Raw genomic sequence first — 22,446 nt, 5'->3', positions numbered from 1 at the left:
TTGTATCATTTGGCAGTTATTGCCTACAAACTGTTCACTTTATTTATCAATCATCATAATGAAAAAGATTTCTATCGCCGTTTTAGGGATTTTCCTACTGGCGCTGACGCCTTCTTTTGCGCAATTCTCGGTTGGGATCAACGGGTCCGCAGCCTTCTCGGATGTTCAAAATTCGAAAACGATTTATGGAGGTGGGTTGAACGCCAAAATTTTCCTGGGGTCAAAGCTCGACGTGGGTATCGGCGTCAAAGCCTTTGGTGAAAGCCGTAGTTTTTCGGCTGCTGGACAAACGCTGGAGTATTCAGCGGCTATCATTCCCATTACGGCCCTGATTGACTATTATTTTACGGAGGGGGTTCTACGACCCTATGTTGGGGCTGAAGTAGGGGCTTATTCCGTGGGTACACGCATCAAGTTCAACGGACAGGAAAGCAGTAAAATTAATTCGACCAATGCGGGTGTGGCACCCAAAGTGGGACTTATGCTGGCCGTCGGAAATCTGGGAATTTTTGCCGAAGGTGCCTACAATATCATATTCGGCAACAACGACGGGAGCGCGAGTGTCGGTACGATTGGTAATGTGAATTTTGATCAGACCTCGAAGTTCTTTACCGTGAATGTGGGCCTGCAAATCGGCATCCCCAAAATGAAATAAAAAGCCTCGGTTAGAACCGGGGTCGAATCTATAGTGGTAGCTATACCACCATGGCTTCGACCCCGGTTCATGTTCACTGATCGAAGTCCGGTCTATTCAATAGGCACCGTTACAATGGTTCCATCTGGTTTATAGACGAGCAGGAGTTTCTCATCTTTATCCTTGGTCACCGTGTCGCCCGGGGCAATGGCTGGCTGAGATCGGTAATTCATCCGGAAGCTGGCCGCTTCTTTGGTGTCAAGATCCGTGTAGGTTATTTTAAGTGAAGCGAGTGCTGAATTAGCTGTTGCCTTAGTGCTTGCGGTATCCGTAACGATAGCGTTCAGCCGCTTATGTATGACTGGATTTGTCAGATTCCCAGCGGTTGGGTCTGTGTCCTCGCCCATGTATTCCTGATAGAAAAAGATCGCGAGCAAGGCTAACGTAGCCATGCTGGCAAGGAGTAAATAGCGTAGTATGGATTTCATGAGAACGGCGGGCTTATTTCAAGGCTTCCATGGCCTTCTTCACCGCGGCAAACTGACGCTTTTTCTGCAAGACAGTAGGGGCCGCTACGCGCTCACGGCAGTCGAAAATGCCGCATCGTTCGCAGGTTTGATTCACGATGCGAAAGGGGATTTCGTGTAGGGCGTTGATATCCTTCGCTGCATTAAGAAACTTCATCTTGCTTTTCAGGGCGTCATTTACGGCAAAACACATCGATACACTCATGTTTTGCTGTACCTGCGGCTGAAACGGATGGGCTACCGAAATAATCAGATATTGATGACCCGAATCGGCATATTCTGACAGTTGCGCCCGGCAAAGGGTACGGTCGAATCCCTTGTTTTGTTGCAGGAACTGAAGCTCCTGCAGGATCGTCCAGGCAATCCACCGCCGACAAAAATGCTCGTCTACGATGCCGCGTGGCCCCTGTTGCCGCGACAGGTGCATCTCTTTGGTCAGTTGAAACGTCGTTTGACCGGCCGTGTGATTGAAGCGGTAAAAAAACAGTTGATCAATGCCAAAATGGCTCGGCAGTACGTTGCTCAATCGGTAAAAGAACCGTTCGGGCGTGGCGCCGAAGTCGGTGATGAGTTGCAGGAACGCGTCGTTGCTCCAGGTTTCCTGAGCGAACAGTTCGGTCAGTTTTGCCACCAGGGTATCCCGGCGAATGAGAATCGCCCCGGCAAAATACGATGCTTTGTAGTTGTTGAGCATCTGCTCGAACGACTCCGCTTCGACCCACGAATACGTATACGGTCGATTTTTCAGGTTCATGAACTGGAATCCGACTTCCCGGGCCAGAATAAACGCCCGCTGCTCCTGAGACAGGCCAGCGTTGAGGTGCAGGGTTCGATGTGCGGGCCGATAGACCGATCGAAGGGACTCCAATTCTGGATTGGCGAGTGGATCAAACTGCTCAATGCGTACGTCATAGCGTGTTTTAAGCAAGTTTGCCAGCAACGTTTCGCTAACGACGGGGTTCGATGATAAGCCGGTTGGTGGCGAAAATTCAGTTAGAAATCGATCGGCATCGGCTTCAATATCGAGGAAATAATTGTCATGCATTTCCTGATACGAACGTAGCATGGTCAGATACAGCCGCTCCACGCTCATGTTATAACTCAGGGCAATATCCATGAACGTACGGATCATGGCACTGACTTTGGCGGGCGCTTCGGCCAGCAATTCGAGCAGATCAGACGGGTCGATGCCGAAGAGTTCGAGCGGAATCTCGGTCAGGAATTTCGACCGCAGTAAATCCGAAATGGGCTCCAGTTTTTTGCTCAGTTTCAGGGATACGAGCGTATCGTAGTCCACCTGCATGGCATTGGCCAGGGCCGAAATTTTATCCGCTTTGGGGTACTTTCGTCCCTTTTCAATTTCGGTTACGTACGAAACCGATAAGCTGGACTTTTGTGCCAACTCGCTGACCGACAAGCCTCTGTCGATTCTCAACTGGCGTAGTTTCAGGCCAAACAGCAGGCGGATATGATCGGTAGGAAGATTCAACGGATAGGTAAGTAATTAGTGGGATGCCGCTCCGGATTTATTAACCGCCAGGGAGCCGAAGTTCCAGAGCCGGGCCGGATCATAGTGCAAACACCCGTGGTTAATGTATAACGGACTATCGACGTTATTATGGTATAATTGACCCGTTCCCAGTCCCTGTGGCAACAAATGTTTGAACTGTGCCGTGTATTGAGCCACCGCGTTCAGGCCAATATTCGATTCCAGGGCCGATGTGATCCACCAGCCAATATTGAGTCGTCCAGCTACTTCGATCCATTCGTCGCAGTGGTGTAAACCACCCAAAAGCGTTGGTTTGAGGATAATGAACTGAGGTTGAATTTTTTTCAGCAGTTTGAATTTGTTCACATATTCCATGTGGCCAATCAATTCTTCATCAAGGGCAATGGGCACCGGCGAGTGCTGACAGAGGTCAGCCAGCAGGTCGGTCTGTCCCGCGCGAATCGGCTGCTCGATCGAGTGCAGATCGTAGGTGGCCAATCGGTCCAGTTTCGCCATGGCTTCGCCGGGTTGAAACGCACCGTTGGCATCGACCCGCAAGGTAATCTGGTCGGCGGTAAACCGATCCCGTATCATGGCCAGCAGGTCGCACTCCTGCTCAAAATCAAGGGCACCAATTTTGAGCTTTATCGTTGTGTAGCCTGATTGAAGCTTTTCGTCAATCTGCTGACGCATGAATGCCGGACTGCCCATCCAGATCAGGCCGTTGATGGGTAAGGCCCGGTTCCCCGCCGTAAAGTCCGATGCCTTGATGATACGTTGCCCACCCCCCAGAAAGTCGAGCATGGCCGTTTCAAAGCCGAATAAAATGCTCGGAAAGCGGGGGCTGATGAGCTGGTCGAGCACAATGGGGACGTTCCAGCTGAACAGCTGAAGATCTAACTCATTGAATTCCTGGCAGTACTGTTGTAGGGTATCCTCAAAATCGGGCCGATCATCATAACTTAATCCTTTAAGGGGCCCGCATTCACCATACCCAACAACCGCCGGATCGTCGTCATCGAAGATCCGAAGAATATAGGACATTTTTTCCGTAAGGGTGCCGCGCGACGTACCCGCTTCGAAGCGAAAATGCAACGTGTATGTTAGGTAGTCGACTTTTAAACTCATTGTACCGGGCGGTGAGGACGGGTGTTCCCAGTCCTAAAAGTACTACTTTTGACTGCTCAAGCGGGCAATATTACGAAATTATTAATGAAGCATTTGTTTAGCCAATGGCTGCTCTTGCCACTCAGTGGACTATATGGACTAGTAACCGATTTTCGTAATTGGCTATTTAACAATCAGTTATTGAAAACGATACGTCCCTCCGTCTATACGGTGGGTATCGGTAATTTAACGGTGGGCGGTACAGGAAAAACGCCAATGGTTGAATTTTTGATTAAATGGTATCAATTGACAGCTACGGAAAGGAGCAACTGGACCGCTACACTCAGCCGCGGATATGGTCGACGCACGACGGGATTTCGCATCGCAACCGATTCGGATACGGCCGCGACCATTGGCGACGAACCGCTCCAGCTCTACCGTAAGTTTAGGTCGAAGGTGCGTATATGCGTGGGGGAACGCCGGGTCGAGGCTATTGAAGCCTTACTTCAACGGCATCCTGACACCCAGCAGGTGCTGCTCGACGACGCATTTCAGCACCGGGCCGTGCAGCCGCACCTGAATATTCTCCTGATGGATTACAACCGACCGTTTTACGACGATTACCCGTTTCCGGCCGGTCGACTGCGGGAGCGACGGAAGGGTGCCCGGCGGGCCGATGGGATTGTCGTGACCAAATGCCCGGCGAATCTGTGGGCCACGGAGCAGGAACGTATCGTGTCCCGCATCCGGCCGTATGCCCGCCCCGGCACGCCTGTTTTCTTTGCCGGACTGCACTACAGTCCACCCGTTTCGTTCGCTGATCATCGGGCCAACTCCAGCCTGACCAGCGTAGTCCTCGTGTCGGGGCTGGCCAATGCCGATCCGCTCGAGCACTACGTTCGGCAGGCGTTTCACCTCCATCATCATTATCGGTTTGCAGACCACTACAAGTACACCCGGGCGGATCTCGATGAGCTGCTGGACGGGTTACCAACTGACACGGCGATCCTGACAACCGAGAAAGACTGGGTAAAGCTGGATGCCCTGCTAACGCCCGCTGAACGCGAGCCACTCCCGTTATTTTACCTGCCGGTGGCCGTGCAGTTTTTACCCGGTCAGGAAGCGCAATTTCTAGCCTTTCTAGACGAACATACCCTTAAAAATCGTTAACTGATGACGCCGGATTTCGGCCATCCGTCGTTTTGGTGTACTTTTGATCTGATGAATCGGAGTTTTCTTGCCTTACTTTTTATACTGGGTCTGTCGCTTATTGGCCGGGCGCAACAATTTCCGGGTTCGCCTACCCAGAATCCCAATAGTTTCGGGGGGCGGCAGGCCATGCCGACCTCAACGACGGGTAACCGGGGCCAGGGGATCATCGACGACTCGACGAAGGTAATTTATGGTCCGAAGTCAACGCGCTACGTGCTGGAGGGCGATATTTTCAATAACCGCCGGAAACTTTACACCATGGATACCACCATGGACGATGTGCACCGGTATACCTACGTACAACGGTATCAGAATCTGTACCAGGACTTAGGTAACCTCGGAACGCCCATGCGCCCCGTGTTTGTGCAGGAGCCGCAGCAGTTGGGGGCTCAGTCTGGTTATTACGTATTTTCGCCCTACGCTTACCAGACGATGGACGTTAAATACTTCGATACGAAATCGCCATTCACGGATATGTACATTGCCCTGGGCGGAAACAACCAGAATATTCTGCGCTTCGATATGGCCCAGAATATTAATCCCCGCCTGAACGTCGGCTTTAACGTACAGCGGTTTACGTCGCAGAAACAGTTTGGTACCGCAGGAACCAATGACACGTATAAACTGCTGACCCAGAACTGGGGACTCTTGCTGCACACGAACTACCGCTCGAAAAACGACAAGTATATCCTGCTGGCGCATTTTAAGAACATGAATCACAGCCTTGACGAGCAGGGGGGCGTGTTGCCGGGACAGAGCACCGACGGGTCAATCATCATCTATAACTACACCGGTGATTCCCGCTTGCGGAGCGGTAGCACGTCCATCCATGGCCCACACGGCTGGGAAATTCGAAACGACCTGCATGCCTACCATCAATACGTGCTCGACAAGGGGTTTCAGGTTTACCATCGATTTGATTACCAGACACAGAAGAATTTTTACCAGGACGATACGTTGCGGCTGAATCAGTCGATTACCCCGCTAGGCAGCAATTCTCCGCTTCGTTTTTACCCGTCCATTGTGGGCGATACGTCCCGCATTGAGCAGCATACGCGCTTTCGGCTGTTGGAAAATCAGTTTGGCTTAAAAGGCATTGCCCAATATAAAGGCGCGTCGTTCAATTACCGGGCCTACCTGCGCGTCCGGAATTATAAACAGACCACCCTCTACAATACCGCTCGGTATACGTATAACCAATATGAAATTCCACGTACCGAAACCTTCCTGGGTGGCTGGCTGGGGTATTATTTTCCTGACAGCCTGTCCCGGATCACCGCTGAACTTGAGTACCAGGTTGGGGGTGGGTATCGGCTACAGGGTCAGTTGGAGAGTAAGTTGCTAACCGCCGGGTACTCCTCGGAACTGGTGAACCCAACGTTGTTGCAGGAACGCTATCAGAGTATGATTTATAGCTGGCGCAATAATTTCAGCTTGCGGGGTTTCAACCATGCCTATGGAAAACTGAACCTTCGGTATAAACAGCTACGTATCGAACCGGGACTGGATTATTACCTGCTCAGTAACTACACCTATTTCGATACGGCCGCCGTAGCCCGCCAGGCCGCCGGTTCGTTTAGTGTGCTCAGAGCCGGGCTGGGGTATCATCTGCCAGTTGGTAAATTTCTGATCGCCGGGCAGGCCTATTACACGGTTCAGTCGCGGACGGACATTTTGCGGACACCGCCTTTGTTTGTCAATATGCGCCTGCAGTATGAATTTCTCTACGCGAAAGTGCTGTACATTCAGGCCGGGATTGATTTACATTATAAGTCGTCTTATTATGCCGATGCGTATATGCCACTCAATCAGCAGTTTTACCTTCAGAATCGGCAGGCTGTCGAAGGCGCTGTGCTGGCGGATCTCTACGCAAATCTACGGATCAACCGCACCCGCTTGTTTGTGAAACTGACCCACGCGAATCAGGGCCTATTCTCACCGGGCTATTTTGTGGCGCCCGATTATTTGCAAATGCGCCGGGGCTTCGCCTTCGGTGTCGACTGGTATTTATTTGATTAATTTACCTTGACAACAGGTAAGGAAAAACGAAATTCTACTTATTAAATTATTTAAGAGACAATTGCGCGTCTCGTTGGCTTTGAGTGAGTGTTGTTTGATTGCTTTTTTGATTAGAACCAATAAATCGTTAATTTTTACATGGACCCATTTCAGATTCAAAAAGCTCCTGTCCAGTACGACGTAGCCATTATTGGCTCGGGGGCCGGGGGAGGTATGGCGGCTTACACGCTGGCAAAAGCCGGGGCGAAAGTCGTGCTGCTGGAAGCGGGCGGCTACTTTGACCCCGCCGATCCGAAGTATATTACACAACTGAAATGGCCGTGGGAGTCGCCCCGGCGGGGGGCAAGTACCACACGGGCTTTCGGCGATTTCGATGCCGCCTGGGGGGGCTGGGAAATTGAAGGCGAGCCGTATTCAGCTAAACCGGGCACCGAATTTCACTGGTTCCGCTCCCGGATGCTGGGCGGACGTACCAACCACTGGGGGCGTATCTCCATGCGATTCGGCCCCGACGATTTCCGCCGTAAATCCCTCACCGGTGTCGGCGATGACTGGCCAATTACGTATGAGGATTTTAAACCCTTCTACGACCGTGTCGACAAATTAATCGGCGTTTTTGGGTCAAATGAGAATTTTCCGAATGAACCAAACGGGTACTTTCTGCCGCCACCCAAACCGCGTCTGCATGAGCTGATGCTGCGGAAAGGCGCGCAGAGTATTGGCATTCCCGTTATTCCGTCGCGGTTAAGTATCCTGACCAAGCCCATCAACAACGAGCGTGGTTCCTGTTTCTACTGTAGCCAGTGCGGGCGTGCCTGTCAGGCCTATGCCGACTTTTCATCCTCGTCGGTGCTTTGTATCCCCGCGGTTAAAACCGGGAACGTAACCCTTATCAACGGGGCTATGGCCCGTGAAGTGTTAACCGATCCGCAAACGGGTCTGGCCACGGGCGTTAGTTACGTAGATACCCGGACCCTGGAGGAGGTGACTGTGCGGGCAAAGTCCGTTATCCTGAGCGCCAGTACCTGTGAGTCGGCCCGGCTCCTGCTCAATTCCAAATCATCTCGCTTCCCGCAGGGGCTGGCTAACAGCAGTGGGGTGGTCGGTAAATACCTGAACGACTCCACGGGTGCCAGCCGCTCCGGGTTCGTTCCCGCGTTGATGGATCGCAAACGGTATAATGAAGATGGCGTGGGCGGCATGCACGTATTTACGCCCTGGTGGCTTGATAACAAAAAGCTGGATTTCCCGCGTGGGTATCACATCGAGTACGGTGGCGGCATGGGGATGCCCGGCTACGGGTTTGGTGGCGGTATTGAGAACATGAACGGAAAAGTGCCGGGTCGCGATGGTAAAATGAAACCCGGTGGCGGGTATGGCGCGAGTCTGAAAGATGACTATCGTCGGTTCTACGGCGCGTACGTCGGCATGGCAGGCCGTGGCGAACCCGTCCCCCTCGAAAGCAACTACTGCGAAATTGACCCGAACTCCGTCGATAAATACGGGATTCCGACCCTACGTTTTCACTACAAATGGTCGGACTACGAGATCAAGCAGGCCAAGCACATGCAGGATACCTTCGAGCAGATCATTACCTCGATGGGAGGCACGCCACTGGGCAATAAGCCCGGTCCTGAGACCAATTACGGACTGGAAGCACCCGGTAAAATCATCCATGAAGTAGGTACCGTTCGTATGGGCAATGACCCTAACAAATCGGCGCTGAACAAATGGCAGCAGGCCCACGATGTGAAAAACCTGTTTGTTGTGGATGCGGCTCCTTTCGTTTCACAGGGCGACAAGAACGTAACGTGGACGATTCTGGCGGCTTCGATGCGGACGAGCGAATACTTGATTGACCAAGTCAAACAGAAGAATATTTAGGGTTTACGGTTTTTGGTTTACGGGGAGAGACCAGGGTAATGGCAACGATTAATCGATTTGAGGATTTGGACGTTTGGAAATTGGCTCGCCAATTGTCGGATGACATTTATTGGCTAACGCAGAAAGATACTTTCTCAAAAGATTTCGAGCTGAAAAATCAGATTAATCGGGCAACTGGTTCAATCATGGATAATATTGCTGAAGGATTTGGACGAGCGAACCGGGCTGAATTTATTTTGTTTTTGGGCTATTCACTAGGCTCGGGTACTGAAGTGAAGTCTCAATTGTATAGAGCTTTTGATCGTCACCATATTGATCTGGACTGCTTTAATGACCTGTATGCCCGAACTGATCGTATTGGTAAAATGCTGTTTGGTCTGGTTCAGTCTTTGAAAAAATCGCCCGTCCGCGGACTGAGATACAAAGTAGATGAGTCCGAAATCGTTTATTTGGTCGAGGATTTTCCAGGCCTGGCACCGTAAACCGAAAACTAAAAACCGATAACCTTACTATTTATGAAACGCAGAGATTCCTTAAAAGCCATTTCTCTTACTGGTTTCGGTCTGGCTGTCAATCCTGTCGAAGCCGCTGTACCCGCTCCACCGGATGTTAAGCCGTTAAAAGTTCCGGGTGGCCGTCAGCAGTTTGAAGCGGAGCGCGATGCCAAACTGAACGCCGAAAAATTCTTCACACCGCACGAGCTGCAGACCGTAACCCTCCTGTGTGACATCATTATTCCGGCTGATGCCAAATCGGGGAGTGCCTCACAGGCGGGCGTGCCGGCCTTCATCGAATTTATGATGAAAGACCAGCCCAGAAACCAGACACCTATGCGAGGGGGGATTCGCTGGCTCGACAATACGTGTGTTAAACGCTACGGAAAGAAATTTGCCCTTTGCACCAAAGCGCAGCAGATCGACATGGTAGAGCAGATTGCCTATCCAGCGCAGGCTAAACCCGACATGACGCAGGGCGCTTCTTTTTTCAGCTTTATGCGTAATATGACGGCCTCTGGCTTTTTTACGAGCCAGATGGGCATCAAAGACCTTGGCTACGTGGGTAATACGCCTAATCAATGGGACGGAGTTCCAGAGGACGTACTGAAGCAATATGGGCTTGCCTACGAAGAACGTGAGATAAAGAAGGATTGGCCGGAAGATTATAAAAAGTAACCTACAGAAAGGGCCTTGTCAGACGATGAGGCCCTTTTCGTTTAGGTGTAGGGTGCTGGAGTGGGCTTGTTCGCTTCGATACTACGTTAGTTTGATCGTGCCAGTATGGCTACTTGCTGCCTTCGTAAGTCTACCGGGAAAATTTAATGAACAGCTGACTGATGACCAACTGATTAGCCAAAACCTACTAACTTTCTCCTTATTTTTTCACCCTTTCCGCCTTTTTTCCTGTACCTTTACATCCCGTAACGACCTAAACAGGTTTCAATCATGGCGGCTACGGGACCAAAATCCGCAAAGTATATTTTTGTTACGGGCGGGGTAACTTCATCACTGGGCAAGGGCATTATCGCTTCTTCGCTGGCAAAATTGCTTCAATCACGGGGGCTTACGGTAACGATTCAGAAATTCGATCCGTATATCAATATCGACCCTGGCACCCTGAATCCTTACGAACACGGCGAGTGCTACGTTACCAACGACGGAGCTGAAACCGATCTTGATCTGGGTCACTACGAGCGGTTTTTGAACCGCCCAACGTCTCAGGCCAATAACATCACCACAGGACGTATCTACAACAATGTCATTACCCGCGAACGTCGGGGCGATTTCCTGGGTAAAACGGTGCAGGTTGTACCGCATATCACCGATGAAATCAAACGGAACATCCGGCTGCTGGGCGAAACGGGCGAATACGACATCGTAATTACCGAAATTGGCGGTTGCGTGGGCGACATCGAGTCGTTACCCTTTGTGGAAGCGGTTCGCCAGTTGAAGTTTGAACTGGGCGAAAAAGATACCCTCGTCATTCACCTGACACTGGTGCCTTACCTGCGTTCGGCGGGTGAATTGAAAACCAAACCGACCCAGCACTCTGTTCGGATGCTGCTCGAAAACGGGGTTCAGCCCGACATTATTGCCTGCCGTACCGAGCATCCACTGCCGCAGGACATTCGCCGGAAAATTGCCCAATTCTGCAATGTGCAGGTGAGTTCCGTTATTGAAGCCATCGACGCCGAGACAATTTACGACGTACCGTTGCTGATGCAGAAAGAGCGGCTCGATCAGCGGGCGTTGTATATGCTGGACCTATACAATGATAAAGATGCGGATCTTGATTCCTGGAAGGCGTTTCTGGGACGGCTCAAGAATCCGGGCGACACCGTCAAGATCGGGCTGGTGGGTAAATACGTCGAATTACACGACGCCTATAAATCCATTGCCGAATCGTTTATCCACGCAGGTGCTACCAACGAATGCAAAGTGCAACTGGAATGGATTCAGTCCGAGACGCTGGTCGATGAACACCACTGTGCCAACGTACTGGCGCCCCTGGATGGCGTGCTCGTGGCACCTGGCTTTGGCGAGCGGGGTATCGAAGGGAAGATTAATGCCGTTCGCTACGTTCGCGAGCACGGAATTCCGTTCCTGGGTATTTGTCTGGGTATGCAGATGGCCGTCATCGAATACGCGCGTAACGTGATGGGGATTGAGGATGCGCACTCGACCGAGATGGAGCCTCATACACCGAACCCCGTCATCAGTATGATGGAAGAGCAGAAAAAAGTCACGGATAAGGGCGGTACGATGCGGTTAGGCGCCTATGCCTGTAAGCTCAAGCGGGACTCGAAGGCGCACCAGATTTACGGCAAAACCCAGATCAGCGAACGCCATCGCCATCGGTACGAATTTAATAATAATTACCTCGATGCGTTTGAAAAGGCCGGTTTTCGTCCAACGGGTATCAATCCCGACACCGGGCTGGTCGAGATTGTTGAACTCAATAACCACCCCTGGTTTGTGGGTGTGCAGTTTCACCCGGAACTAAAAAGTACGGTTATGACTCCGCATCCACTTTTCGTACACTTTGTGCGGGCTGCTCTCACCTATAGCCAGCAGAAACGAAATGCCTCTGAATCAAGCTCAGAACTCACTACATCCGACATTTCTACCGCCCGTGTAGAAACTGCCGAGGTGGTTGATTAAGCGGCCAGATTGCCGTAATTTTGCAAAAAAATAGTTTTCAGTTTACGGTTTTCAGTTTTCAGTTCGGGTAACCGGCTTTTCAACTGAAAACTGAAAATTGAAAACCGTAAACTCAAATAATGGATCGTAATCAACTTATTGGCATTGTCCTGATTCTGGCGATGCTGGTCGGCTATCAGCTACTGGTACCGAAACCCGCGCCCCAAAAGGAACCGGCCCAAAAAACACAGACTACCAAACCGACGACGGCATCGGGTGCGGCTGCTGCCATCAGTAAGGCAGAACAACCACTCGATTCAGCCGCTGCCCAGGCCCAATTTGGCGATTTTGCCACGGTTGCTACGGGTGAAGCCCGCGACATTGTGGTTGAGAATAAAGAGATCAAAGTAACGTTCAGTACCCTTGGTGGGCGTGTGAAAGAGGTTGTGTTGAAAAATTACAAAACCTACGATCAGAAACCGCTGATGCTGATTGACGGGCAGAGCAGCCGAACGCTTCTTGAACTGCCAACCAATCGGGGTAAGGTTGATCTGCATAAAATCTATTACCAGACAACCGCCCAGAATAGCACCCTAAACGGCCAGCCGCAGAAAATAACGTTCCGGGCTGAAATCGCACCGGGTCAGTCGGTTGAACAGGTGTACACCATACCGGCTGAAGGTTACGTACTGGAGTATGACCTGAAACTGAATGGGCTGGGTAATGCGGTAGCGGACGGCAATATTCGGTTCTTCTGGGAAGATAAGATGCGGCAGTACGAGAATGACCTGGCTAACAACCGCCGGGCCGCTACGATCGACTACCTGACGGCGGATGATAATTTCGATAAATTGAAGGAGAGTGAAGCCAGTGAAGAAGCTACCCTGGAAGAGCCCGTGCAGTGGTTTGCCATCAAGCACAAATACTTCCTGTCGGCCTTTGTGGCTAAAAATGCCCCCTTACAAAAAGCCAGCTTCAAGGCATTGGCTGATCCCGCTGACAGTAGCGTAGTGAAAACCGCCCTGGCTGATGTGTTTCTGCCGATGGCCGATGTGAAAGCGGGCAAAGGGAATTACAAATTTTACTACGGCCCGAACGATTTTCAATTGCTGGGCAGCGTAGCCCCCGAATTCGATCAGAACGTTTACCTGGGGTATTCGGTCCTGAAGCCAATTAACAAATACTTTTTTGTACCGGTATTTAACTTCCTGGAGAAATTTATCACAAACTATGGCCTGCTGATTATTGCGCTGGTCGTCTTCGTCAAGCTCATCATCACCCCATTAACCTACAAGTCGTACGTCAGTATGGCGAAGATGCGGGTGCTGCAACCCGAGCTGAATGAAATGAAGGAACGCGTTGGCGATGACATGGCCAAGCAGCAGGCCGAGCAAATGAAGTTGTATCAGGAAGTGGGCGTTAGTCCATTGAGCGGTTGTGTACCGGTACTGGCTACCATGCCGATCCTGTTCTCCCTGTTCATGCTCTTCCCGAACCTGATTGAGTTGCGGCAGAAGTCATTCCTGTGGGCCAATGACCTCTCGACCTACGATGCATTCCTGACGTTCCCGGCCATTCCGTTTATTGGCAGTCACCTGAGTTTGTTTACGGTACTGATGACGGCTTCGTCCATCGCCTACGCTTATTACAATAATCAGACAACCCCAACGCAGCCGGGTCCGGTTAACATGAAAGCGCTGAGCTACGTCTTCCCGCTCATGTTCATGTTCGTGCTGAACTCATACCCCGCCGGTTTGACGTTCTACTATTTTGTTTCGAACGTAGTGACGATCTTACAACAGCAGCTCATTCGCCGGTTTGTCGACGAGGATAAAATCAAAGCGGTGCTGGACGAAAATCGCCGGAAAAATGCGGCTGGTCTGGGCAAGAAACCGGGTGGATTTCAGGCACTGTTACAGAAGCAGCTTGCCGCTGCTGAGGAAGCCCGTAAACAGGCTGACGAAGCCTCAAAAAGAGCCAGGCAGAAAAAATAAGAGCAAGGTGGCATGAACCATGTTACGAGGCAGAAATGCATCCGTCATATCTTCATCAAACCATTGTCTAGAACAAAAGCAACGCGAGGGCGTTGCTTTTGTGTATGAACGCTTAGTATTTATGACTAGTAAGCTTTATTGGCTAACCATAGTGATCACTTTTTGGGGATTGTTGGGTGGGCCCGTTGCCAATGCGCAGGTAACTGTCGATGCCCAGAAACGGTACAAGGCCGCCGTACAACTGCTACAGGCCGGCGACTATGAGCGAGCCAAATCGGAATTGAACAGTTTCACGCAGCAGGAGAGCCCGTTAGCCCCTTACGCCCATTATTACTACGCGCTGGCTGCGTTTCGGCAGAAGAATTACAGTCAGTCCCGGCTCATGCTGAAACAATTAATGACGCGCTTTCCCACCTGGCGCAAGCTGGACGATGCCCATTATCTGTTCGCGGCTGTGAACATGGAACTGAGTCAGTACGAAGATGCGCTAACCACCATCCAGCAAATTAGTGACCAAACGCTGCGGCCGGACGTAACGAAACTCGAACAGTATTTTATACCGCGCCTTACGGACCTGAACCGGTTGAAGCAGTTGAACAGGGATTTTCCGAATGATCGAATTATTGGCCTGGCGTTGATCGACCTGATTCAGCGGACGGCCAGCGATAAGGATGATCTGGAATTGTCCGATCGGCTCACGAACCGGTTCGGGGTACCGGGCATGGTCGCTACGTCTGCCAGCAGTACGACCGTTTCTTCGGCCACCCGGCCACCATCGGCCGTAATGCAACCAAGTCGTAATGCGCGCCCCAAAGGATATTATAACGTAGCGGTGATGTTCCCCTTTCGATTGGATGAGTTCGATGCCCAGAAACGGGGGCGCTCCAATCAGTACGTATATGATCTGTACGAGGGCATCAAAATGGCTAAGGCGCAGTTGCAGGAAGAAGGAATCACGGTGAACCTGTTTGCTTATGACCTTGACAACGATGCCAATAAGACGCTGGAGTTAGTAAACAGCCCTACGTTTGCCCAGACCGACATGATTATTGGACCGCTCTACGTTGAACCCAACCGGATTGCTGCGGCCTATGCCAATCAGAAAAGTATTCTGCTGTTGAATCCTACGGCAACGAGTAGTGAGTTGATTGCCAACCAGCCAATGTCGTTTCTGGCGCAACCATCGCTGAATCAGCAGGCGTTGAAAGTAGTCGAACAGGCCATTAACCTCAATACAGGGCGTCGGGCTGCCATTTATTTTGGTACGTCCCGCAAGGATTCACTAATGGCTGTAGCCTATCAGAATGAACTGAAGCGGCAGAATTTCCAGGTTGTTGACTTTCGGAAACTAAGTGGTAATGCCCAGATGATGGCCAATGCCATGCAACCCGCCGGTCCGGTCACGGCATCACGCCCGGTGAATATGACGGCCACCATTAGCCTGGGTCATGTTTTTTATGCCAGTAGTAATGACGAGGATGGGGCCCGCCTGCTGGATGCTCTAAGTCGCCGGAAGGTGAGTGGCCCACTGATTGCCACGGCTTCTGCCTTTGACTTTTATCGAAATTCCCTGTCGACATTCACCCGTCGGGAGCTGTATTTACTCTATCCTGATTTCATAGATTCATCCCGGGAGCCGGTCATTGCGTTTGAGGAAGAATACGTAGCGAAGCGCAACACCATCCCCTCTGTTTTCGCGAGTGAAGGCTACGACATGATGCTATTCTTTGGACGACAGCTGGCTAAGAATGGTACCCAACTGCGCAATCGAGCCAATCTGCGTTCCGATACGGATGACTATTTACTGTCGGGATTTGATTATACACAAACTAATGAAAACCAGATCGTTCCCATCGTGAAGTACGAAGACGGGCGGTTTGTGAGAATTAATCAATGAAAGAGTGCAAGAGCGGAAGAGCGAAAAACTGCCTAAGCCAATTTGCTCATTCACCGCTACGGCGGACCGTTCATTCACTCTTTCGCTCTTTTACATTATGACAACGAGCGAGCAACTGTTTGAAAAAGCCAAAACACTGATTCCGGGTGGAGTTAACTCACCGGTTCGGGCGTTTCGGGCGGTGGGAGGATCACCGGTCTTTATTAAATCGGCGAAAGGGCCATACCTCTATGATGAGGATGGACGCCAGTATATTGAGCTGATCAACTCATGGGGCCCCATGATTCTGGGTCATGCGTTTGAACCCGTTGAAAAAGCGGTTCGCGATGCCATTCAGCATTCGTTCTCGTTTGGAGCACCCACGCGAAAGGAAGTTGAAATGGCTGAATTAATCACCACGATGGTTCCTTCTGTGGAGAAGGTGCGTATGGTCAATTCCGGTACGGAGGCTACGATGGCCGCTGTTCGGGTGGCACGGGGATTTACGGGCCGCGACAAGATGATCAAGTTTGAGGGGTGTTACCACGGACACGGCGACTCCTTTCTGATTGCGGCCGGGAGTGGTGCTATGACGATGGGGATTCCGGACAGCCCGGGCGTGACCAAAGCTACCGCTGCCGATACGCTTACGGCGCCTTTTAACGACCTGGCCGCTGTTGAAGCCTTATTGGATAACAACCATAACCAGGTGGCTGCCATCATTCTGGAGCCCGTTGTGGGTAATATGGGGTGCGTACTGCCCGAGCCAGGTTTTCTGGAGGGCATCCGTGATCTCTGCAATAAACACGGTATCATCCTGATTTTTGACGAGGTGATGACCGGTTTCCGCCTAGCGAAAGGGGGCGCTCAGGAACGGTTTGGTATCACACCCGACCTGACCACAATGGGTAAAATCATTGGTGGGGGAATGCCCGTCGGCGCCTATGGCGGTCGGGCTGATATTATGAATATGGTGTCGCCTGCCGGGCCAGTCTATCAGGCGGGTACACTTTCGGGTAATCCAATTGCCATGTCGGCGGGATTGGCCATGCTGCATCATCTGAATGAGCATCCGGAGGTGTATACACGCCTGGATGAAATCGGCGAAAAATTAACAACAGGTTTTCGGGCCGGATTGCAGAAGGCGGGTCTGAACTATACCATCAATCATATTGGGTCGATGTTCACCCTGTTCATGTCTGAGCGGTCCATAACGAACTTCACGGAAGCCAAGACCTGTGATCTGCCCGCATTCGGTCGATATTTTCACGCCATGCTGGATCGGGGTGTTTACTTAGCTCCGTCGCAATTCGAGAGTCTATTCATGTCTATCGCGCTAACGGATCAGTTGATCGACCAGATTATTCAGGCGAATGAAGAAAGCCTTCAACTAATGATGAATGATTAAGGTGAATGATGAATGATGAATGATAAATGATTTTGTCGAAAGGCAGTTATTTATCATTCATCATTCATCATTCATCATTCAAAAGATGCGCTACTCCATTATCATCCCTGTCTTTAATCGTCCCGATGAACTTCGTGAGCTGCTGGCTAGTCTGACCAGACAGACGTACCGAAATTTTGAAGTGCTGGTCATTGAGGACGGTTCCGAAAACCGGGCCGATGGGGTGGTGGCAGAGTTTGCGAATCAACTCACGATTCGCTACTTCTTTAAAGAAAATTCCGGACAAGGATTTACCCGCAACTACGGCTTCGAGCGGGCCTTGGGCGACTATTTTGTTATTTTCGATTCCGACGCGCTGATCCCTGAGCATTACTTCGCCGTTGTGAATGAACGCCTGACCAATGATTGGCTGGATGCCTATGGGGGACCAGACGCGGCTCATCCTGACTTTACGCCCGTTCAGAAAGCCATCAGTTATTCCATGACCTCACCCTTTACGACGGGTGGCATTCGGGGGAGCAAGAAAAATCTGGGTGGTACGTATCATCCCCGTAGTTTCAATATGGGACTGTCCCGAAACGTTTGGGAGACCGTAGGCGGGTATAAAATGAGTCGGATGGGCGAGGATATTGAGTTTGCCATCCGAATTATCGAAAACGGTTTCACGACGGGACTCATTCCACAGGCGTTCATTTACCACAAACGCCGGACGAACTTCGGGCAGTTTTTCCGGCAATTACGTTTTTTTGGGCGCTCCCGCATCAACATCTCGCGTTACTACCCGGCTGAGTTAAAACTTGTCCATGCCATACCGGCGCTGTTTACGTTGTTTCTGGTGTCAATTCCTGTTTGGGCATTGATTAGTTGGGTACTTTTCAGTCTGGCGATCGGTGCATTGATAGGGATTACTCTCCTTATTTTTGTAGATGCTACACGCAAAGAAAAAAGTCTGAAAGTCGGTTTGTTGAGTGTAGTAGCCACATTCGTTCAACTGACTGGCTATGGAGTAGGTTTTTTGAGTGAAGGCTGGAAGCGGTTAAGGGAACCGAAAGGCTTTCGCGAAACGGGCGCCAGTCTGGAGTATCCGTCATGAACGTATCCAATCACTACGTCTCACTACGTCAATTGCCACTAATTCCGGCCATTGTATCGAATATAATAGTAAATTCGGCTTGTTCGTCGTTTACAATTCAGGAACCTACATTCGATATAACGCACTATGGCAAAGCTTGCTAAACCACCCGGCCAACGATTAGTTAAACAGATGAGCACGCGCACAAAGGGACTTATTGCCGCTCCCGTGGGTCTGCTTCTGTTTAGTGTGGGCTTGTGTGTGTTTAGTGCCGCTGCGGATGCTAAATATGCCGGTGCTCCGTTCCGGCAGTGGTTTTTGTGGGGTGCTTACAGCCTTATTTTAATCAACGGAGGGCTGTTGCTGTTCGGTCAGGCCGTTCGGTATCGAGCTCAGTTAGACTACCGTCGTTTTGTGCGTCGCGAACTTAAAAAGCGGGATCGTGAATGGAGTCGGTTCCGCCAAAAACGAAAAACCTCGCCGAGTAAGGGCGAGGCTTGATACGCTACAAAATACCTGGGTACTTGGTCGTTGCCAGATTATGCTGTTTTTTTCTCGGCGAATGATGCCTTGATGGCTTCTATATCCACATTTTTGATCGTTGGCTTGCGCAACAGTTGCTTGATAGCATTAGTCTTGTTGTTGGCAATGGCCCGATTCCGACGCGCTTTACGCTTTAATTCCGTTACTCCCATGATGGTATCTTTTTATATATCAGTTCAAATCAATTCGCCAAACCTGTTGAGGTGGGAGCGATTAAAACGCAAAAATAGCGTTTTTACAGGAAAAAGTAAATTATAGTGGCTCATATATAAAAAAAAGTCCCTGTACGTAGTAGGATACATAAGCTATACTAAATTCAATTAGCCATTCAGCCAGTGCGTATACCCCAACCCCCTGAAGGGGGCTTAGCTCGACTATTCTCTACCTAAGCCCCCTTCAGGGGGTTGGGGGTATACACAATAGCCATATCAAACCAGTATTATTTGTAGCGTGTCCTTGTAAAGTCGGTAACCGATTCGACCTGGTAAGAAATTATAGTCAGTTTATATTGACCAATACTGTATTTGTCTCCTTTGATAACTCGATTTTATGCATAGACTATAAAAAGGTAATTATATTTTAACAATTGTATCAACTGGACAATCGATCGCATAAATTGAGTTTTCTGATCGCTATAATGTATTTTATATGAAAGGGTATAATAGCCTATAGGCAATCGTTAACTGCCTGTATGTGAATTGATTATTTGAGTAGATAGGCGCTAGCGACTGCTTTATTTTCAGCCGGTCAAATGCGTTTGTTCCGTTACCTATAGAACGTGAGTACGTCATGAATACCTTCTTTTTGTTTAGTATTATTGTAACTGGAAACAAGGAAACGGGCCGTAATATATCCTCCACTATATGACTTTATCGCAGCGCATACGCTTATTGTCGTTCGATGACCTGCTAACCATAGCTGACACTGTTGAAAAGGAAACTAGCCGAAGAAACGACTTCATTAATTGCCTGGCGGATAGGCAGGTGAAGGCGTTGCAACTCACGATCAATACCCGGGATCTTTTATACCGTATTGTTACTACCAAAGCAATCGTCCCGACCTCTAAGCCCCATGGCGACCTGACGATCAAGGACTTGTTTGCCCTGTTAAAAAAAGAAGATTGGCTGCACATCGAGTACCTTAACCCCCGGGCTTTTCTGGAAATTAAAGAGTCGTTGATTCGCCATAAAGCGCCACTGGAAGAATACTACGGTGTATTCGTCAGGAAAACGGTTAAATCAGCGAAAGTACTGCAGCAGCAGCTTACACAGATCGTTGATGATGAGCTGTACAAATAAGTATTGTCTAGCGCTGATGCGGATTCTGCTTCCGCTTCTCTGACGATTTGCCGCTCGAAGCACCTGTTGCTTTTTTCATGGATGAAGGAGCCGAACCATCTGGCGAGGCAGCGCGATTAGTCGAGTTTGTGGGGGGCACATACATATAAGCTCGTGAAGCACCTTCGTCGGCAATGGTCATGCTGGCGGCATTGGTTGTGGCCGGTCGTTTGCCTGGAGTCAGGTAACCTGTACCAGTCGACGCAGTTGAGCCCCCGCTACGTCCACCCGTTGTTGATTGTGCCCAGCTTTTTTGTACAAAGCCTATTGTTAACAAAAGGCAGGTTGCCATCAGGATTGTTTTCATAAGATGTAGTAGCAAAATCCCCGAACAACTAATTCGGGGATTTTGCTGTTCGGTCCTTAATTGATTTTCTTATCGATTGCCGTTATCGCATCCAGGTGTTTTTGCAGCGTTGGCAATGTTTTAGCGGCAAATTCCTTGATACTAGCGTCGTTCTTGTCGTCTTCGCTTGCTTTTTTGAACAGGTCGATGTCTTCTTTATGATCGTCGACCATCATGCTGACATACTTCTTGTCAAATTCTTTCCCTGACAATTTAGCCAGTTCATTTACGTGTTTCTGCTCATCTTCGCCCAGCGTAGACGGTAACGTAATGTTTTTTAGCGTAGCTATGGCTTTAAACTCATCGTTGGCTTTCGAGTGATCTTTTACCATCATAGCCCCGAAGTCCTTTACATCCTTACTCAGCGCTTTTTCCTGCGCTAACCGGCCCAGTTCTACCTCCAGCATGCCACCATTAGCGGCCTTTACCGCAAACTCATTGGTGTCTTCTGGCTGGCCCGTCCCGGCATCTTCTTTGGCATCATTAGCATTCTCTGCGTTTTCAACGCTATCCGTGCTCTCTTTCTTTTTGTCGCTGCACGCCTGGAAACTCAACGTAGTAACGGCCAGTAACAGCATCAAACTTATCTTTTTCATAACGTGATTAATTGGTGAATTATCTATACAACCATTAACAACCACTTAGGTTTTGACTAGCTGAACACAGACAGGATCACCCGACTATATTATTGTCAGGTAAGGTGATCAGCAACACGTATTATGAACTATTGGACAAAATTCTAAGTTATTCAGACAAAATTCCTACCTTTGGTATATGGTTACTCCAGATCGCATAGCCCTTGTTTTTCGGGCACTCAAAGGTGTTCCGGCGACTCATTTTTTTGAGATTGCCGACCTGACCGGCTATAAACGTGAACAACTGGCGGAGGTTTTTGATACGTCGCTCAAGACGTTCCAACGCTATGAACGCGAGCAAAAAAAGCTTAACCCGCAGGACAGCGAGAAAGTACTTAAAATCATGGCGCTATTTCAAACGGGTGAATCGGTTTTCGGTACGGGTAGTGCCTTCCGGCGGTGGATGGACAAACCAGCCTATGGGTTAGGGAACCAGATTCCGTTCGATCTGTTGCATACCTCGGGGGGGATTGACCTGGTCATGGACGAAGTCATCCGTATCGAATACGGCGACCTGGCCTGACGGATGCTTGTCTATCGAATTACCAAGGCGATATATGCCGATCGGTTGGTAGCATCCGGTGGGGCGGCCCGCTGGAATAGTCGGGGTCAGTTTGTTATTTACACGGCCGCTACGCGGGCGCTTGCCTGCCTCGAAAACGTGGTGCACCGCAGTGGGGAAGGCCTGCTGGATAATTTTCGGGTGATGCGTATTGATATCCCTGCTACCCTGCCCGTCGAGATTATTGACCCTGACCGATTACCACCTGACTGGTATGAGTTTAGCCAATACGACGCCTGTCAGCAGATAGGAGGGGAGTGGCTTCGGAAAGGCCAGTCGGCCGTTATGCGGGTACCATCGGCCATCATTGCCAATGAATGTAATTACCTCCTGAATTCCGCCCACCCTGACTTTTTACGTATTAAATTAGTTGGTGTAGAGCCATTTACATTCGATCCACGAATTAAATCCTAGCGTGGGCGTCCTTGTTTCGATTGGCCAATAACGTGAAAATCTGCCGCCCTTGATTTGATGCGTTTTAGTTGAAATAGAATTGTATTTCATTTAGATGATAAAATGGTCCAGTAAGTGGCTTCCGGCCTGAACAGACCGGCTATTCTTGTGCCTTCTTTAGGCCATTATAAGGCTTATTTACGGGATTATTCTGTTTTCTCCTGAAATTTTTGTATATTTGTATATAGCGTGGTTTACGCGTATTGTGTGA

21 protein-coding genes are annotated in these 22,446 nt (G+C 50.0%); 15 read left to right on the top strand and 6 right to left on the bottom strand.

What is annotated here, in order from left to right:
- Positions 1-58 precede the first annotated feature (58 nt).
- Complete coding sequence (locus ACYVEA_RS20365; protein WP_461115272.1) at positions 59-655, top strand: hypothetical protein; 597 nt, start codon at positions 59-61, stop codon at positions 653-655.
- A 92-nt stretch (positions 656-747) separates the two neighbouring features.
- Here ACYVEA_RS20365 and ACYVEA_RS20360 read toward each other — a convergent pair whose 3' ends face one another.
- Genes ACYVEA_RS20360 through ACYVEA_RS20350 form a run of 3 tightly spaced genes read right to left on the bottom strand, consistent with a single transcriptional unit; the run spans position 748 to position 3,778 of the window.
- Positions 748-1,122 (bottom strand): hypothetical protein, encoded by a 375-nt coding sequence (locus tag ACYVEA_RS20360; RefSeq protein WP_461115271.1) that lies wholly within the window; start codon positions 1,120-1,122, stop codon positions 748-750.
- A 13-nt stretch (positions 1,123-1,135) separates the two neighbouring features.
- Positions 1,136-2,650 carry a helix-turn-helix domain-containing protein gene (locus tag ACYVEA_RS20355; RefSeq protein WP_461115270.1) on the bottom strand — a complete coding sequence of 505 codons (1,515 nt, stop codon included), beginning with the start codon at positions 2,648-2,650 and terminating at the stop codon, positions 1,136-1,138.
- Between the two features lie 15 nt (positions 2,651-2,665).
- The gene (locus tag ACYVEA_RS20350; RefSeq protein WP_461115269.1) at positions 2,666-3,778 is read right to left on the bottom strand and encodes an o-succinylbenzoate synthase; all 1,113 of its coding nucleotides are present in this window, start codon (positions 3,776-3,778) and stop codon (positions 2,666-2,668) included.
- Positions 3,779-3,862: 84 nt separating this feature from the next.
- Between ACYVEA_RS20350 and lpxK the strand changes: the two genes are divergently transcribed.
- From lpxK to ACYVEA_RS20295, 11 genes are all read left to right on the top strand, one after another.
- On the top strand, positions 3,863-4,927 hold the full coding sequence (gene lpxK, locus ACYVEA_RS20345) for a tetraacyldisaccharide 4'-kinase (protein WP_461115268.1): 1,065 nt from the start codon (positions 3,863-3,865) through the stop codon (positions 4,925-4,927).
- A 51-nt stretch (positions 4,928-4,978) separates the two neighbouring features.
- Entirely contained in the window at positions 4,979-6,988 is a 2,010-nt protein-coding gene (locus tag ACYVEA_RS20340; protein WP_461115267.1) for a putative porin, read from the top strand.
- 138 nt (positions 6,989-7,126) lie between these two features.
- Positions 7,127-8,872: a GMC oxidoreductase gene (locus ACYVEA_RS20335; protein WP_461115266.1), complete on the top strand. Its 1,746-nt coding sequence runs from the start codon at positions 7,127-7,129 to the stop codon at positions 8,870-8,872.
- A 38-nt stretch (positions 8,873-8,910) separates the two neighbouring features.
- On the top strand, positions 8,911-9,354 hold the full coding sequence (locus ACYVEA_RS20330) for a four helix bundle protein (RefSeq protein WP_461115265.1): 444 nt from the start codon (positions 8,911-8,913) through the stop codon (positions 9,352-9,354).
- A gap of 33 nt (positions 9,355-9,387) precedes the next feature.
- Positions 9,388-10,044, top strand: a complete 657-nt coding sequence (locus tag ACYVEA_RS20325; protein ID WP_461115264.1) for a gluconate 2-dehydrogenase subunit 3 family protein — start codon at positions 9,388-9,390, stop codon at positions 10,042-10,044.
- A 270-nt stretch (positions 10,045-10,314) separates the two neighbouring features.
- Positions 10,315-12,030 carry a CTP synthase gene (locus tag ACYVEA_RS20320; RefSeq protein ID WP_461115263.1) on the top strand — a complete coding sequence of 572 codons (1,716 nt, stop codon included), beginning with the start codon at positions 10,315-10,317 and terminating at the stop codon, positions 12,028-12,030.
- 119 nt (positions 12,031-12,149) lie between these two features.
- A complete protein-coding gene (gene yidC / locus ACYVEA_RS20315) occupies positions 12,150-14,003 on the top strand; it encodes a membrane protein insertase YidC (protein WP_461115262.1) in 1,854 nt (617 codons plus the stop codon).
- Between the two features lie 121 nt (positions 14,004-14,124).
- The gene (gene bamD / locus ACYVEA_RS20310; protein ID WP_461115261.1) at positions 14,125-15,900 is read left to right on the top strand and encodes an outer membrane protein assembly factor BamD; all 1,776 of its coding nucleotides are present in this window, start codon (positions 14,125-14,127) and stop codon (positions 15,898-15,900) included.
- Between the two features lie 97 nt (positions 15,901-15,997).
- Positions 15,998-17,287 carry a glutamate-1-semialdehyde 2,1-aminomutase gene (hemL, locus tag ACYVEA_RS20305; protein ID WP_461115260.1) on the top strand — a complete coding sequence of 430 codons (1,290 nt, stop codon included), beginning with the start codon at positions 15,998-16,000 and terminating at the stop codon, positions 17,285-17,287.
- 85 nt (positions 17,288-17,372) lie between these two features.
- Positions 17,373-18,380, top strand: a complete 1,008-nt coding sequence (locus tag ACYVEA_RS20300) for a glycosyltransferase (RefSeq protein WP_461115259.1) — start codon at positions 17,373-17,375, stop codon at positions 18,378-18,380.
- Between the two features lie 126 nt (positions 18,381-18,506).
- Positions 18,507-18,860, top strand: coding sequence for a hypothetical protein (locus ACYVEA_RS20295; RefSeq protein WP_461115258.1), 354 nt, complete (start codon positions 18,507-18,509; stop codon positions 18,858-18,860).
- A gap of 38 nt (positions 18,861-18,898) precedes the next feature.
- Here ACYVEA_RS20295 and ACYVEA_RS20290 read toward each other — a convergent pair whose 3' ends face one another.
- Positions 18,899-19,054, bottom strand: coding sequence for a hypothetical protein (locus ACYVEA_RS20290; protein WP_461115257.1), 156 nt, complete (start codon positions 19,052-19,054; stop codon positions 18,899-18,901).
- Between the two features lie 711 nt (positions 19,055-19,765).
- On the opposite strand from ACYVEA_RS20290, the gene ACYVEA_RS20285 reads away from it, so the two are divergent.
- Entirely contained in the window at positions 19,766-20,200 is a 435-nt protein-coding gene (locus ACYVEA_RS20285) for a hypothetical protein (protein WP_461115256.1), read from the top strand.
- A gap of 7 nt (positions 20,201-20,207) precedes the next feature.
- Here the strand turns inward: ACYVEA_RS20285 and ACYVEA_RS20280 are convergent, their stop codons facing one another.
- Both ACYVEA_RS20280 and ACYVEA_RS20275 read right to left on the bottom strand, forming a co-directional pair.
- A complete protein-coding gene (locus ACYVEA_RS20280; protein ID WP_461115255.1) occupies positions 20,208-20,546 on the bottom strand; it encodes a hypothetical protein in 339 nt (112 codons plus the stop codon).
- A gap of 56 nt (positions 20,547-20,602) precedes the next feature.
- Entirely contained in the window at positions 20,603-21,181 is a 579-nt protein-coding gene (locus tag ACYVEA_RS20275; protein ID WP_461115254.1) for a DUF4142 domain-containing protein, read from the bottom strand.
- Between the two features lie 178 nt (positions 21,182-21,359).
- Here ACYVEA_RS20275 and parS point away from each other — a divergent pair, with 178 nt between their 5' ends.
- Positions 21,360-21,743, top strand: a complete 384-nt coding sequence (gene parS, locus ACYVEA_RS20270; RefSeq protein ID WP_461115253.1) for a type II RES/Xre toxin-antitoxin system antitoxin — start codon at positions 21,360-21,362, stop codon at positions 21,741-21,743.
- 3 nt (positions 21,744-21,746) lie between these two features.
- Positions 21,747-22,196 carry an RES family NAD+ phosphorylase gene (locus ACYVEA_RS20265; protein WP_461115252.1) on the top strand — a complete coding sequence of 150 codons (450 nt, stop codon included), beginning with the start codon at positions 21,747-21,749 and terminating at the stop codon, positions 22,194-22,196.
- The last annotated feature ends 250 nt before the right edge of the window (positions 22,197-22,446 follow it).

The organism is Spirosoma jeollabukense, from assembly GCF_054777855.1.
This window is presented reverse-complemented; position numbering and strand designations above follow the sequence as displayed.